The organism is Paraburkholderia sp. RAU2J (assembly GCF_003634845.1).
Lineage (GTDB): Bacteria > Pseudomonadota > Gammaproteobacteria > Burkholderiales > Burkholderiaceae > Paraburkholderia > Paraburkholderia fynbosensis.
In genome coordinates, this window is the sequence record NZ_RBXG01000003.1 from 693,829 (window position 1) to 709,657 (window position 15,829).

At 59.0% G+C, this 15,829-nt stretch carries 6 protein-coding genes; 5 read left to right on the forward strand and 1 reads right to left on the reverse strand.

Annotated elements, in window-relative coordinates; all coding sequences use genetic code 11:
* The first annotated feature begins 127 nt into the window (after positions 1–127).
* Both B0G69_RS34625 and B0G69_RS34630 read left to right on the forward strand, forming a co-directional pair.
* Positions 128–1,339, forward strand: coding sequence for an AAA family ATPase (locus B0G69_RS34625; protein ID WP_175159524.1), 1,212 nt, complete (start codon positions 128–130; stop codon positions 1,337–1,339).
* Positions 1,336–2,310, forward strand: a complete 975-nt coding sequence (locus B0G69_RS34630) for a ParB/RepB/Spo0J family partition protein (RefSeq protein WP_121324607.1) — start codon at positions 1,336–1,338, stop codon at positions 2,308–2,310. Before B0G69_RS34625 ends, B0G69_RS34630 begins: the two co-directional genes overlap by 4 nt.
* Positions 2,311–5,799: 3,489 nt before the next feature.
* Here the strand turns inward: B0G69_RS34630 and B0G69_RS34635 are convergent.
* Positions 5,800–7,710: an alpha/beta fold hydrolase gene (locus tag B0G69_RS34635; protein ID WP_241991621.1), complete on the reverse strand. Its 1,911-nt coding sequence runs from the start codon at positions 7,708–7,710 to the stop codon at positions 5,800–5,802.
* 1,777 nt (positions 7,711–9,487) lie between these two features.
* On the opposite strand from B0G69_RS34635, the gene B0G69_RS34640 reads away from it, so the two are divergent.
* The 3 genes from B0G69_RS34640 to B0G69_RS34650 are packed head-to-tail and all read left to right on the forward strand — an operon-like array spanning position 9,488 to position 15,193.
* Entirely contained in the window at positions 9,488–10,609 is a 1,122-nt protein-coding gene (locus tag B0G69_RS34640) for an efflux RND transporter periplasmic adaptor subunit (protein ID WP_241991622.1), read from the forward strand.
* Complete coding sequence (locus B0G69_RS34645; RefSeq protein ID WP_121324610.1) at positions 10,606–13,677, forward strand: efflux RND transporter permease subunit; 3,072 nt, start codon at positions 10,606–10,608, stop codon at positions 13,675–13,677. Before B0G69_RS34640 ends, B0G69_RS34645 begins: the two co-directional genes overlap by 4 nt.
* Complete coding sequence (locus B0G69_RS34650) at positions 13,664–15,193, forward strand: efflux transporter outer membrane subunit (RefSeq protein ID WP_241991623.1); 1,530 nt, start codon at positions 13,664–13,666, stop codon at positions 15,191–15,193. The genes B0G69_RS34645 and B0G69_RS34650 overlap by 14 nt, the downstream gene beginning before the upstream one ends.
* The last annotated feature ends 636 nt before the right edge of the window (positions 15,194–15,829 follow it).

Sequence of the window (15,829 nt, forward strand, 5' to 3'; positions counted from 1 at the left end):
CGCTTCATAAAAAGGCGCTGTTTCCATAGAGTGCTAAAAATTGGACGTAAAAACAGCGATTTAAAGAGCTAACTTCAAGTATTTCCTGTATTCTGAGCTTTCTGGAATTTTATGGATAAACCTCAGAATGGTCAGAACGAGCCAACTTCCTGCCGTAGACCGAACGGTTCACTTTGAACAGATCAGCCAGTTTGCGGAAAAGGTCACGATTTTCACGAATGAACTCCGTGACACGATTCTGGCGCCGCGTCCGCGAAAGACGGCTCCAGTTTTCAAGACGGGCGAGATCGCCGAGATGTGCAACATCTCCCACTCCCAGGTTCAATATCTCGCCACCAAAGGCGACGGCGAGTTGCCGCCCGGCACCGCAGCCGGCACCGGCCGAACTCGCACTTTTACGTTGGAAGAAGCGCGCATTTGGGTTCAGAAGGTCTCGGACATTTATCAGACTCCTCTCGTCACGCGGTTAAAAGAACCGGATGGGAAGATCATCATCACCGCCCAGCTTAAGGGAGGGTCGGCCAAGACCACCACGACTATGTGTCTTGCGCAGGGGCTGTCGCTTCGCGGGCGGAAGGTACTGGTGGTCGATCTGGATCCGCAGGCCTCTCTTTCGGAGCTCTGTGGACTCTACGCCGAAAAAGACGTGACGCCGGAAGACACGGTGCTGCCGTACGTCTACGATCAGGACATCGAGGGCGGTCTGGAAGCTCGAGTTCAGTCGACGTATTGGGACGGGATTGATGTGATTCCCGCGCACACGGAACTGATTGGCGCCGAATTTCATTTGCCGGCAATGCAGAAGATGCGGCCGGGATTCCGCTTCTGGACTGTGCTGAGGCAAGGGCTCGAACCGCTGCGCAAGAAGTATGACTACATTCTCATGGACACGTCCCCGTCCCTGTCGTACCTCAACCTGAACGCGCTTATGGCAGCAGATGCGATGGTGATGCCGATGGTGCCGGAGAATCTGGATTTCATCAGTTCGTTATCGTTCTGGAGACTTTTCTCGGACGTCTCCAAGAGCTTTATCAAATACGAGAAGGACAAGAAGTACGACTTTGTTTCGTTGATGCTGTCGCGTGTCGACTATGGGCGAAATTCGTCAGCACCCATCGTGCGCGCTTGGGCGCAAAGCGCATACGAAAATTGGCTGCATTCGATTGAGGTGCCGGCAAGCTCCGTCATGAGCACGGGAGCGCTGGCGTTCTCGACGGTCTTCGACATCAGCAGTACCCATAGTGCGTCCAAATCGCTGCAACGCGTACGGCAGCCCCTTGTCGATTACTGCCGATGGGTGGACGAAATCTATTCGGAAAAATGGAGGAACGCGCAATGAGCAATATGCGTGAACAATTGCTGGCGAAGACGTCTGGCATCCGTAAGACCTCGTCGATTAATGAAGACGAAGTTAAGCGCAGCAATCGGACGCAAACGGCGCCTGGACTTGCGGGCGCGTTGGCGGTTGCGCAACTTCGGGTACAGGAGCTTGAGTCGACGGGTGTTGCGTCCCAATTGCCGGTAGCGGGAATTTTGCCGAACCCTTGGCAACCGCGCCGAGTATTCAACGAGGCCAAGCTGACGGAACTCGCCGAGTCTATTCGCGAGGTTGGGCTCATGCAGCCGATCGTGGTTCGGCGCGTTGAAAATGACTATCAGATCGTGGCGGGGGAGCGTCGGTGGCGGGCGCACAAAATGTTGGGGAGCGAGACGATCAAGGCAGTCGTCGCGGATTGCTCCGATTCAGATATGGCTGTCCTGGCGATGGTGGAGAACATCAGCCGCGATGATCTCGCCGATTACGAAATCGGCGTCGCTATTCGCCGCTCGGAGACGGAATTTCCCAATCGCAAACGGCTAGCCGAAGCGATGGGGCTATCGCGTGCGGGCCTGTACCAGTTTCTCGCATTCGATAATTTGCCGGATTTCATCAAGAAGGATCTGGACATTCAGCCTCGCCTGCTCGGGGGAACCGCGGCCCAAGCCATTGCCGCAACAATTAAGAAGCATGGCGACGACGGTATGAAAGCCGCCATGGAGATCTGGCCGCTCGTTCTGAAAGGAGAGATGGATCAGGGTAAAGCCGCTTCGGCGATTACTGCGCTGGCAACTCGCCGGACGACGTCGGAAGGAACTGGCGGGCGCAGCATCGATAAGTTTTTTGCCGGAAAGGAACACGCAGGCAGTATTACCAAAGACATCAGTAATTTCACCGTGAAGATTAAAACCGGCGTGATTACCGAGGCGCAGGAAATCCAGATTCGGGAGCTGATCGGACAGATGTTTCAGGCACAGCCCAAGGCTGGCTGATAGAGGATTGTGTTGGGAAATGAAGCCCGCGATTGCGGGCTTTTTTTGAAGAAGCCTTTCCTGCTGCGAGAGGGGAGTGTCTAGACTCTAGACACTCCCTTGTAGGCTCAGATCGGACCAGAGCATCGTCCCATGGATGTCGTCTCGGCAGGGACATCCTGCGTGTGGCCGGTCATAGCTGCATTCGAATTATGGCTGCTGCGGCCGCACATCGTCTGATTTTCGTATTCTATCGGGATCTGGCCGTTTTCAGATAATCGCTTGGCAATCGAGCCTGAGGTCCCTCCACTTGCTGCGCGAGGTTCGGTGCCGTCGAAAAGTCATCAAGGCGGGCGCCGATCTTATGTATCCGGGGAAAGACGTGCCGCAAGCGCGGGGTGGCGAAACCAAATTTGGCGTCCAATGGGTGCCATCAGAAGCCGCTCAGAAATTTCCCTCGTCGTGCCCGCCGCGTTCAATGGAAGCCTCGTCCAATGGGATCCCTGGTCGATGCGCATGTTGTCTGTGCGCTAAACGCGCTCAAACGATCTATCCCATTGTTCAAAGCGTGGCGTTGGTCGGATCCCTCAAGATGTTGTTATATGAGTCGTGGTCACTCGGGCCGACCGACCGGAATCAACGGATATAGCCAGCCGCTGCTGGGACGCAGGATTTGCCAGCCGCATTTTTCAGGGCACAAAGCGGGGCTGGAAAGTTCTGAATTTTCTAGTGGCGCGCGTCGTGCCAAAAGTCCGACTATTTCATAGCTCGACCAATTTCTCTCGTCTTGATGATTCCAGGAGGGATAGGGCTGTCCCTCCTGCATCTTCGCTTCACGCGAGTCAGGGCGATAGCGAGAACGCAACAAGCGCAGCGGAGCCAAGACCAACACCCGCGCGCAGCCTTCCATCGGCATGACCCAATCGGACGCTCGGTAACGTAAGTCAGTATCACCGACGGATATCAGGAAAGACGACGACTTCTTTCCGAACCGCCGCCGGCCGGATGGGGCGGCTATCAAAGTCTGCGCTCCCGACGATGGTGTTCTTTAGCCTGCACTGCAGTGATGCCGGACGAAGCTATTTCTGAGAGTGGCCCTCGATAGGCGGCCATTCGAATCGCCGATGACTTTTCCCGAGTGTCGGCTGTCAGCGGATCGATGCCATGCGAACTGCCAGCGGTTCCGCGAATTCCCTTTGGGTGCGTGGAGAACCGCCGATTGGCAAAGTCGCCTGTTCCGAATTCGTCTTATCTTCATCGAACGGGACTTGGCCGACTGTGTAGCCGCCCATCCCGTCTTGAAGGGCGCACCAGCGCGCGGGATGCACCTTCCCCTTCGGCCGCACGTCACTTGATGATTCGGCGAATGTGTTCAACAGGGTTGTTGAGGTCTTGACGGACCTCCACGCGAAACGACCTCGTGAGACCGGAGCGAAAGAGTTTTTTCGTCTCAGCCTAGCAAATCAATCGCGGCTCGACTCCATGTAGTAGCCACCGTGTCCATTGGTGCGCACCAGAGCTTGATTTGATTAAGATTGAACGGTGGGCTAAATCAGATTCATACGAACCGCATGAACATTAATTCCACGCGACGACTGGGCGAGCATTGCATGGTCGATGGCACACAACATTGCCTCGCAAACCCTGCTCGATGGAGCGGACCGCGACACCGCGTTGATGGAGGGAATGCGGCAAACTGTAGTCACCTAGAACAAAGGTATTAACTTCTGAAGAGCGTCACAGCCGGATCCTGAGATGGTTGTTACCACCGGGAGGGGACGCCTCGCAGTTGATTACCCGCTTGTTGCAAACTACCGGATACCCGTCGTTCAAAGCAGGTGATTTAGCACCCAGACAAATAGCCCACCTTCGCGGCGCCTACACAGAGCGAAAAAGTTTCGCGCTGCAGAGCAACGCAGAATGCCCAATTCGTTGCACGGGCGCTCATTTAACAATTCAGAGAGCATTCAGATTCGAGTTAATTTTAATTATTGGGGCCATAACAATTTGGCCTTGGAGCATCTGGAAAGAACTTAGTCTGAAGCGTCGTATCGATTCCGTTTCCTCTGCGCCCTACACCGAGCAGCACCGGCGCTATTGAGACCCTTGCAGAGGCCTGGCGAGTTCGGTCGTTCCAAATCACGCGTCATCTAGTATCTGCTAAATGCAATTCGTCGTGAAACATCCTAAAAATCGGAAGCGAATCGAATAACTTGCTGTTTAATATATAGTTTCACCCGATTCTGCCAATATGTTCCACGCGAAAGGACCTCTTACGCGTGCGATCGCACTGACAAGACGCCTTTTTCGATTTGGTTTCAAAACACCGGCCAAATTTCCCAAAAATGTAGTATTCGTTACGTGATATGTAATGGCTCTGTCTGACAGTGGCGATTTCGTCTTTCATCCGTAGCCTTGGGCCTTGCCGCGCTCCTTAGCACAACTGCCGGAGCGCCCCAAAGGCGGACAGCGGTTCAGCGCATGTGCCCCTCGTGCCGATTTTCCAAAAAGAATGAGCCCTCGCCCGCGACGCCTCGCTGAAAGTCTCACAGAATTGGCCGTCTTTACACATCTCAAAATGGCTATCGCCAGAGGCTTCGATAACGCGCCTACCAGCGGCGCAGCGAAACGCAGATCGGCTAAGGGCTCTATAGGATTCTCGAGTCGGACTCGTTTCTCAGGTGAAGCATTCACGTTTGACCCCGAGGGCAAATCAACTTGCCGCCTGCGCCCCCTGCGATCCATACGCTTTCTGCGGACGCTTCATCAAGCGAAGACAAAACGCTCGCTGAGCGCTTCCCCTGATCGAGCGCCTCAATCCGTTCCCGAGAGGGTGTCAGATCTTCGCGGAGCCGCACTGGGCGAGATCGGTGTGTGAATGAAAATAGGCGCGTCGCCACATCTTGCATGCGGCGACAAGGGCACGGTCTGTGGTGGTAGTCGGCCTTGAGGCTCCCTCGGCGTAATTGCCAACTACGCCGCCTGCGTGTGCGGTTGAATGTCGATGGCGGATTCGTTCACCGTCGGGCATGCTCCACGGCGCTCCGCTGAGTGCGTCCGGTAGCCGCCTTCGGCCCGCGCCATCCTTGAAGGCCGCAGACATGTACCTTTGCATTATCAGCTGGCAAGACCGTTGCAACTCTCGATCGACGCCGCGTCGTGGACCGCATGGTGCGAAGTGGGTGCAAGGCGCAGCACACGCGCCATGGCTAGCCTCGTCGAAAGGCCAAGTTGTGCGCGGTCACGTGATAAGGAATCCGGAATAAAACGAAGCTTGTGAACTCTATCTGTTAGCCCGCCCTGTTCCCGCTAGATCGTGATTCGCAGAGTCAGCTTTTGCCGACCGTCCGGTTTGCAAATTCTATCCAACGTCCGCATGGCGCTTTCTCACAGCCGACACTTGCCTGAGCGCTACAAGCCTAGACGAGGCCTCGCGCAACGAGCCCGCATCCCGCCGCCCACCATGGCGCAACAAACCACGACCCTTAACGCTTACACGCACGCCGCTCTCTATTGAACAGCCATCCCCGGCTCACAGCCCACGAATAACCCGGACTCACCACTTCTCGCCACGTCCGCAATATCCTCGTGCAGAATCCGCCGGATTTCAAAAATGGCTTCGGGCGTTTCCTGAACACTGTGTCCGGAAACGATCACCTTCTCGGAGACCGCGCCCGCCAGATGCGCACTGCGATAAGGCACGACTCCGTCGTCCGAATCCTCGAGCGGACCCGTCGCCCGGCGTCTCGCGATAATCGAATGGAAGCACACGTCCGGGCTGATCGGCAGCTTGGCGGTGGCGCGGATGAGCGGATCGGTTTCGCGCAACTGTTCAATACTGTTTGGAACGTGGAAGGTCTGGCCTTCGAGCTGTCCGCCGCCATTGTTGGTGGCCGTCTGCATCACGTCTTCGAACTCGTGCAGAAGGGCGAGCGGCAAGCGCACCAGGTTCGACGCCCACCGGGCAATGCGATTGCTGGCGAAGGGCGTGCCCCGGTGCGGGGCCGCGATGAAAATTGCTCTCTCGACTTGCGGCATCGGCGTAAAGCGCAGAAAGCGATCAAGCCGCTCGTCCTCGCGGTCGAGCTCGGCGCCCTCGGGCACATACTTGTTTTCGAAGGTAGCCCACAGTTCTTCGTCGGAGGTCGAAACGAGCAGCCTCGCCAGAACGCCGCCCATGCTATGTCCGATCAGCACCATCCTCTGCGAAGCCGGCAACGTGCCGGTTGGATCGAAATGCTCGAGCGTGAGTCGCGCCGCTCTGCGAATTCGCGCGAGGCTGACGAGAATGGGGACATTGGTCGGGTAGTAGACCTGCCACACCTGAAAGTGCTGGCGGAGTATTTCATCACCCTGAATGTCGTTCGCGAGATTTACCCACGCTTCGGGACTGCTGGCCAGGCCGTGCAACATCAGAACGATGCGCCGCTGCGGATCGAACGGCTGCATCATGTAGATACGGGGACTATCAATGCCGCGCGCCCGGCCAAACAGTGTGCGCAAGGATTGTCCGGCAAAGCCGGAGCGCGCGAGCCAGATGCCGTAACCCGCGCTGAAATTGGCCGCCAACGGCACGGTCTGGTCATGCCGTACCACGCTTTTCTCACGATAGGGATCGTAAACGGATAAGACGACATCATGTGCGTCGCGCAGTTGTTCGAGATTCTCGGCGCTGAAGCCAAGAAGTACGGTGACGTTCGGCGACGGCATTTCGCTAAACGGGCGCGACGGTAGCGTTGACCAGGTCGACGGACGTGACGCAGTGTCTGCGCTGGCATCCGAGGCGGGCGAAGCTTTCACGTCCGGCGCGGGGATGTTCATGACGGCGACAAGTTCGGCGCCCAGACCGTCGCGGCGATAGATGCTGCGCAGCCCTGCGAACGAGAGTCTGGACGCCGGGATCACCTCGCGCAGTTCGCGCACGCCTTCGGGAAGCCGGACCCGGCTCAGGTCGATATGAATGGTCCAGCCCGCGATGAACTGCGTTGAGGGATCGCCTTTGCCCAAATCTGTTTCGAGCGCGCCGCGCCGGAATAGCGCGCCGGCCAGCTCCTGGACGGCATAGTTGTAATAGTCGCGAACCTGCGTTTGACGATCCTCGAAGGCGCGTTCACCCGCTGTGCGTTGACCGAGGAAGAGAAACGCGTATGCATAGCGGGCCGTTCTCAGCCACAAGTCGAATCGCGCATCGCTCCACGCCGTGCTGTCGTTAGGTGGCGTTTGGGCAATCGCCATCGCCAAGGAAAGCTCGGCCAGACTGGCGAGACGGCGATCGACGTTGATTCCCGGAACGGTCGTGATCGAATCGATGCACTCCTGCGGCGCTTGCTGGCAACGCGCCTCGTCGTGAGCCGCGATGCGCAGTGTGTCACGCGTCGCCGCGCTGAGTCGGCCGGTTGAAAGGATATCGCCGCGCCGCATGGCGATGTATTGCTGCGGGCCGAGCGAACTGACCCGCACCATGGCGCAGCCGGACAGGAGAACGGTGACTAGCAGGCTGAACGTAAAGCAACGCGGTATGCATCGTGAGAGAGTGTGCGTCATCGCGCGTTCGCCCTTGCGAGGCGCCGGGCTGTTTTCGGATTGCCGACGCCTTTGTTCGAGCAGACGATCTGGTATGCGGATCGCCGGGCGGGTGGCGAGAGTCGCGCTTGCAATCCGGCAGGACTCCGTCTGTTCGGATGCCAGGATGAGAAGAGGCGCGGTGCCGACATCGACAGGTCAACGCCTGCATATCTGAGCACTGAATAGTTCGGCCGCCATCCGCGTGGTGACGCGCAGTCAGTAGTCTTGCTGGGGACCGTTGCCATGGCTGCATCACCGACAGGACTTTCCGATCTCTCAGGCCATGATGTGCTTGGCCAGTGAAACCGGCAAAATGATGGAGGGTCTATCAGCTATAAGTCGCTGTTTTATGCGCAGGACCGACAAGAATTCATGCATATTATTCGTCGCAGAGTACTGTACGCTTGGCAAATTGCTTACGCAAGAAGCGACAGTCAGCGGGCGCTTAGTAACGCTGGCTTTTGATGACCATAAGAATGAAGCGTGTCCCGGTTGAACGCACTGCATGCGCTTATTAAGCTGCACGATTGGCATATCAAAAGTAGGTGTGCTCATCTTTGCGATTGAACAATCGTCAAAGCTCTCCGCGGCCACATGTGTATATTCGCGATGTCGATCTCGAACCAATTGACGCCGCCAGCTTCGATCCGCCATCATGCGCTAAAGCGCGCGACGCTCCGTCATTCAACCCCGTGGTATGAGCATGCGTTCGACAACCAGGCACTTTGGCGGCAGACGGTGACATGCTCATGACATCCCATCGTGGACGGTCGCAATACGAGCGCGCCAGTTTTCCGAGTAGCAATACCTGAAGTGCGCTTACCGCTGACAAAAGCAAAAACAATCTGGCTGAGTGTTCAGAACGTCAAGTTTTATTTCGACAAGACAAGGCAGTGGCAGCGAAATTCTTGACAAGGATTTGTTTGGGAACTTAAATACTTTTCAGGCAGCCCCGTCTCAATGAACCGGCGTCTCATGCTATGACAACCGATACGCAAAAGCTTTCGTTGTTGGATCTAGCCGGCATGGTTGTGTTTCCCATACTGAAGATGGGACAGCGTTGTCTCCCGCGATCTTTCGTCAGAGTGGCGAGGTCGTACCGCGCATCAGCAAGAATATCGACATGTCAGTCATTGTCTCCCAGGCCGAAGGGGTAACTCCGCGTTTGCCGTGATTGGAGCGTTGCCGGCCACTTTCCTTGTGGCGACAGGCAGGAAACCTTCAACCCGAGGAACGGACATGAACAATATAAAGCAGGGTGGAGCAAGCCTCGATAGTCCGAATACGACGCATAGACCTAACTGTTGTAGAGGGCGGGACCGAAGCCATGGCGATCGTCGACACAGACCCGGAGCGCGGACGCGGTAGCGGCCATTGCATGATCTCTCGGATCGTGCGCGGCGTGTCGGACCAGTCGCGTTCACGAGTATCGGCGGGCGCGAAGGCGCCAGTCATTCCTTTACCTCGCATCGCCTGTCTGATTCGTTGGGCCTGACCTCGGCGCCGGAAGGGCGCCGCAGTCCGCATGGACGAGGTTTTCGGTGAGGCTTCGATCGGAGCATGTCGGCAAGTGGCAAGTGTCTTCATATCGCGCGCACACGCGATATTGAATCAACCATACCGAGAGGCCTGAATGTCCGCTCACGAAAGCCACCCTGCAGTTGGGTCCTGCGAGCTGCACGGGGTACAGCGGGCGGCGTACCGGTCGCGGATAGTCATCGTTCTGGCATTCGGATTACTGGGTGCATGTGGGCGGCAGCAGGAGGCCGCGACCGACACCGGGCCGCGCATGGTGCAACTGGTGCCTGTCACGCAGGAAGGGGCGAACGAACTTCGCGAGTTCACCGGCCGCGTCGAGCAGACCAGCATTTCGTCGCTTGCCTTCGAGGTGTCCGGGCGTGTCGTCCAGATCGCCGTGCTCGACGGCGCACGCGTGCGCAAGGGGCAACTGATCGCGAGAATCGATCCTGAGCCCTTTCAACTGGTGGCGCGCCGCGCCGACGCGCAGTACGCACAGCTTGCCGACGACCTCAAACGCAAGTCTGTGCTGCACGACGAAAACATTCTGTCGGCGGGCGCGTTCGAGCAATTGAAAACCACGCTGGAAGTCGCCAGAGTACAACGAGATCTCGCGCACAGGGACTTGCGCAATACCAGTCTCATCGCACCGTTCGACGGACGGATCGCGCGCCGGACGATCGAAACCCAGCAGACGGTGCAGGCCGGTGCGCCCGTGTTCAATCTGGAGAACGCGGAGCGCATCGAGATCGGCGTGGAGTTGCCGCAAAGCATCGCCGAAAGTCTGCCGCTCAACAGTGGGCTGCGTGCCGAGGCGTGGACGCCGGATCGTCCGGATAACGTGTTGCAGCTGGTCTATCGCGAACATGCCACGCAGAGCTCCGCCGCCGCGAGTTCATACCGGCTGCTGTTCAGCGTCAAACAGCCGAGGAATCTGACGCTGCTGCCGGGCATGGCAGTGCGCGTGCGCATCGGCCTGAACCAGGCACCGGCCGCGAACCTCGCGCTCTCTGTGCCGATCGCCGCGCTTGCTGTCACGCCTGATGGCAAGCACAGGGTATGGCGCTATGACACCGCGTCGAGCAAGGTGCATGCGGTGCCGGTCGATCTACGTGAGATCCGCAATAGCGTGGCTATCGTGGCGGGCGATCTGCATGCGGGGGACAAGGTCGTAGGGGGCGGCTCGCAGTTCGTTGCCGAGGGGCAAGCGGTGCGGCCTCTGGATGTGAATCAATGAACCTCGCGCGCCCCCTTATCGAAAAGCCGTTGATCGCATGGGTCATCACGCTCGTCTCGCTGTTCGGCGGACTCTTTGCGTACATCAACATCGGGCGGCTCGAAGATCCGAAATTCACCATCAAGACCGCGGTCGTCGTCACGCTCTATCCCGGCGCCAGCGCGAAGGAGGTGGAGAACGAGGTGACCGACCGGCTTGAAAGCTCGATCCAGCAGATGGAGCAGATCGACTTTCTGCGCTCGCGGTCGATGCCCGGTTATTCGGAAGTCCGCGTCCAGATCCGCGACAGGTACACGTCCGCCGATCTGCCTCAGGTGTGGGACGAGTTGCGCCGCCAGGTGAGCGACGCGCAGCCGCGGTTGCCGCCGGGAGCAGGCCCGACGGTCGTGTTCGACAGGTTCGGCGATGTCTACGGGATGTTCTACGCGATCACGGGCAAGGGCTACTCTCAGGCGCAACTCTACGAATACGCCCGCGAGTTGCGCAAGCAATTGCTGACGTTGCCGGATGTCGCCGATATCGTGATCGCGGGCAACCAGCAGGAGCAGGTCACGGTCGAGGCCGACCAGGCCAAGCTGGCGGCGAACAATCTCTCGACCGACGATCTCGCGCAGACGCTCGCCCTGCAAAACGAAATCCGCTCAGCCGGCCGTGAGCGGGTGGGGGATCTGCTGATGCGGATCGCGCCGACGGGCACGCTGGATTCGCTTGACGCAGTCCGCGCGCTGCCGGTGGGCACGACCGCCGGCCCAGTTCTGCTCGGCGATCTCGGGACCGTGAACTACGGCTACGCGAAGATTCCGAACGCGTTGATCCGGTATAACGGCGAACCCGCACTCACGATCGGCATCAGCGCGCGCGCTCGAGTGAACGTCGTGAACGTCGGTGCGGCAGTGAAGGCGAAAATGCGCGAGCTGGAGCGCGGCCGGCCGCTCGGGATGGAACTGCATGTGCTTTACGATCAGCCGGAAGCCGTCGATGCCGCTGTCAAGGGCTTCGTGTTCGACGTAATGCTGGCGGTGGCGATCGTCGGCGTGGCGTTGGGCATCGGCCTCGGTTGGCGCGCGGGCGTGGTGCTCGGCGTCGAACTGTTCCTGACGATTGTCGGCACACTGTTCGTGATGTATGCGGCGGGTATCGAGTTGCAGCGAATTTCGTTAGGCGCGCTGATCATCGTGATGGGTATGCTGACCGACAACACGATCGTGGTGTGCGAGGGCATGCTCGTGCGCGTGCAGAAGGGCATGTCGCACATTGACGCGGCCAACCAGGTGCTGCAGCAGGGCCAGTGGATTCTGCTGGCTTCGACTATCGTGGGGATTCTCGCGTTTTCGGGCATCGGTCTTTCGCCGGACGCCGTCGGGGAGTTTTGCGCATCGCTGTTCGCGGTGGCGGCGATCTCGCTGCTGTTCAGTTGGGTGATCGCGATCGGACTGACGCCGCTTTTCGGTTTCTACCTGTTCAAAGCCGACGAGGGCGACCGGCCCAATCCGTTCGACTCGCGGTTGTATCGCCAATACCGGGGCCTGTTAGGCTGGGTGGCGGCACGCCGGGTGCCGGTGGTGGTGTCTCTGGCGGTGCTGACCGGCGTGTGCATGTGGGGATTTCGTTTCGTTGAGCAAAGTTTCTTTCCGAACTCGACGACGCCGATCTTCTATGTCGACATGCGTTTGCCGCTTGGCTCCGATATTCGTGCGGTCGCTGAAAAGACCCGTGGCGCGGAGAAGTTCCTGCTCGCGCAAAATGGCGTGGCGAATGTGGGCACTTATATCGGCGGCGGAGCGACGCGCTTTTTTCTCGTCTACGATCCGGAAACCCGCGACCCGAGATACGCGCAATTCATCGTCACGGTCAAGGATCAGCGCGATATTGACGGGATGATCCCGCCAATTACGGCGGAACTCGAGAAGCGCTTCCCCGACGCGACCTGGACGGTCACCCGGCCGAGCTTCGGTCCGGGCGGCGGCACGCCGATCCAGGCGCGCTTCATGGGCCCGGACCCAGGCGTGCTGCGCGCGTTGAGCCGTCAGGCGCAGGCGATCCTGCATAAAGACGGCGGCATGGTCTCGATCCGCGACGACTGGGAAAATCCGGTCAACGTGGTGCGGCCGATATTCGACGACTCGCGCGCCCGCTCCGCCGGTGTGACTCGACGCCAGGTGAACGACGTGCTCGCGTATGCCACCGAGGGCATCACCACCGGTATCTTCCGCGAGCACGACCAGCTGTTGCCGATCGTCCTGCGCGCGCCGGAGAGCGAACAGGGCATGGAGCGCCTGCTCACGATGCAGGTCTTCAGTGCGGGACAGCAGCGCTACGTGCCGCTGGGCGACGTGCTGGACGGCGTCTCGCCGCAAACGGAAGAGAGCATCGTTTCGCGTAACGACCGGATTCGCACGCTGACCGTCTCGGCCGGCGTCACGTACGGCAGCAACAGCGTGGCGGCGTTCGAGCGCGTGCGGCATTCGATCGAGTCGATTCCCTTGCCGCCCGGTTATACCTTCGAATGGGGCGGCGAACACGAGTCGTCGACGATTGCTCAGGAGAGTCTGTTCCGTCAGTTGCCAATGGGTTTCCTTGGGATGATTCTGCTTGTGCTGTTCATGTTCGGCCGCCTCAAGCCCGCGCTCGTGGTGCTGCTGGTGGTGCCGATGTCGATCTGCGGCGTGACGATCGGCCTGTTGATGTTCCGTGGCGCGTTCGGTTTCATGGCGCTGCTCGGGCTGCTCAGCCTCATCGGCATGATGATCAAGAACGGCGTGGTGCTGGTGGAGGAGATCGATGGTCAGGTATCCGCGGGCGTGCCACGCATGCAGGCGGTGATCTTCGGCTCGATGAGCCGTTTGCGGCCGGTGGCGCTGGCTGCGGGCACGACGATCCTCGGCATGGTGCCGCTGCTATGGGACCCGTTCTTCAAGGACATGGCGATCACGATGATGGCGGGGCTGGCGTTCGCGACGGTTCTGACGATGGTCGCAGTTCCTGCCCTCTATGTGCTGCTCTTCTCGATCAAGAGTACGGAGTGGGAAGAGGGCCAGCAACCCGGGGATCAACATGGAAAGACCTGATAACCGGAACCGCGTGATGTCGCCGCTCGCATCACTCGTTGCACGACGTTTGCCGCTGGCGTCGATCGTCGTGGCGATCGCTTCGGGCTGCACGGGTACGCTGAAACTCGACTCGCCGAAGACGCTTCCGCAGCACTTCAACGAAGCGTCGCCGGCGCTCGCCGATGCGCACGTCGCGCCCGACGACGCACAGCTGGCGACGTGGTGGACGCAGTTCAACGACCCGGCGCTGACCCAGTTGATCGAGACGGCGATCGAGCACAACTACGACATCTCGATAGCGGCCGCGCGCGTCGATCAGGCGCGCTCAGGCATACGCCTCGCGCGCTCCCAACTGCTGCCTTCAGTGGGCGTGGGCGCGCAGGCTGCGAGTTATCACGGCGGGGAAACCCAGCTAGAGTTTCAGGAGTTTCTCGGGATCAACGATGTCGATGCGAAGTTCTGGCGTATCGGTCTTCAGACGCAATGGGAGATCGACGTATTCGGCCGCGGACGCGCGCGTCTTGCCGCCGCGCGTGCGTCGACGCTCGCAGCGGCGGGCGATGCCGAGGCGGTGCGGCTGAGCGTCATCGGTGCGGTCGCCGATCTGTATATGACTTACCGTGGCTTGTTGCAGCAGCGCGAGTTGCTGGCGCAAAGCCACCAGATCGCCGCAGATTTCGTTGGGATTGCAGAGAAAAGTTTCACGGCCGGCGTGGGGTTGAGCACGAATATCGAGGTGGCTCGCGCGGGGCTTGCGCAGGTCGAGGCGCGACAACAGGATGTCGAGACGGCCATTGCCGCCTCGCAACTGGCGCTCGAGAATCTGTGCGCGGTCCAGCCGGGGGAACTCGCCGCCACGCTGAGCACCGTCAGCGGTTTGCCGAAGCCACTGCCGGAGATCACGCCGGGGCAACCTGTCGATCTGCTGATGCGACGCCCCGATCTGATCGCTGCGCGTGACCGCCTGTTCGCGAGCGTGAAGCAGTCGGACGCCGCGCGTCTGAACTACTGGCCGACATTCTCGCTGAGCGCGATGCTCGCGCGCAACGGCTGGGACATTGCGGGTCAGGGTCTCGGGCCCAGCACATTCTGGCTGTTCGGCGCAGCGACGGCCCTGCCGTTGATCGATTTCGGTGCGCGCGAATCGCAGGTCGAGTCGTCGGATGCGCAGGCGCAACAGGCGTTTCACGCTTATGAAAAAGCTGCATCGGGCGCGCTGTTCGATGTCGAGCAGGCGCTGTCGAGATTGAAGCGGCAGGAACAGTTGCAGCTCGCGCGCAATGAAGAAGTCAAACAACGCACCGAGGTGCTAAGGAAGACGACGCGCCAGTTCACGGTGGGGGATATCGGCGTGATGGATGTCGATCAGGCCCGTCTTGCGTTGCTCGAAAGCCAGGCGACCCTCGTGCGGGAAGAGGTCGGGCAATTGCAGGCTCAGGTTGCATTGTTCCGCGCGATGGGGGGCGGATGGCAACCGGCGGGCTCCGCGATCAGCGCGTCGCCGCCGTACCCGGCACCATCGGCGAGTCAGTAGTTGGGGCGATGTGCCGGCAAAACCCCATAGGTTGCCGGGCGTGACGATTCGCGTGAAAACGCCGTTACCGTGATGCAACGATAACGGCGTTCTCTCTGAGTGGTCGAACGTGCCATAATTTCAACTCCACTAGTTAATATGACTAATTGATGCATACAGCGTGATGAGCTTGCGGCTTTTCTGTGAGTCCGGCGCTTCCTCGTTGGTCAACCTCTGCTTGTGGTCTACTCCTTTCGAAATACTTGCTGCTTGTTTGGTTTAGTTCTTGAGCGATTAGTATCAAGACAGGATACCGAAATGTACCATGGCTAACCTTTCACTAATTCTGCAACGTGGTTCAAGGGGGTGAATGGCATAGGAGATTTAATTCGCTTGTCACATGCGATACGGGTTAATTTCTAAAAGAAGGAAATGTCAAATAGGCGTTGCATATCGCAAGCTATGCGCTGGAGCAGAGGGTGCAGGAAGGTCCGTCGTCTTCAGAAAAATTCATTGTTTGTCGATGCACCGTACGGCTTATTCCGCTAGCGGATTCGCAAAGACTTGCCGTGTCGTGTGGTTGTCACGTGAAGTGATGCAGGAGGACTTCAATGGGCGCTCGCGATAAGAACAGCTCTTTGCTTTTCCCCGCAACAT

What these genes read in the sequence shown, in the direction of transcription:
- B0G69_RS34625 (WP_175159524.1), top strand. Translation starts at nt 128, where the DNA reads ATGGTCAGAACGAGCCAACTTCCTGCCGTAGACCGAACGGTTCACTTT.
- B0G69_RS34630 (WP_121324607.1), top strand. Translation starts at nt 1,336, where the DNA reads ATGAGCAATATGCGTGAACAATTGCTGGCGAAGACGTCTGGCATCCGT.
- B0G69_RS34635 (WP_241991621.1), bottom strand. Translation starts at nt 7,710, where the DNA reads ATGCGGCGCGGCGATATCCTTTCAACCGGCCGACTCAGCGCGGCGACG.
- B0G69_RS34640 (WP_241991622.1), top strand. Translation starts at nt 9,488, where the DNA reads ATGTCCGCTCACGAAAGCCACCCTGCAGTTGGGTCCTGCGAGCTGCAC.
- B0G69_RS34645 (WP_121324610.1), top strand. Translation starts at nt 10,606, where the DNA reads ATGAACCTCGCGCGCCCCCTTATCGAAAAGCCGTTGATCGCATGGGTC.
- B0G69_RS34650 (WP_241991623.1), top strand. Translation starts at nt 13,664, where the DNA reads ATGGAAAGACCTGATAACCGGAACCGCGTGATGTCGCCGCTCGCATCA.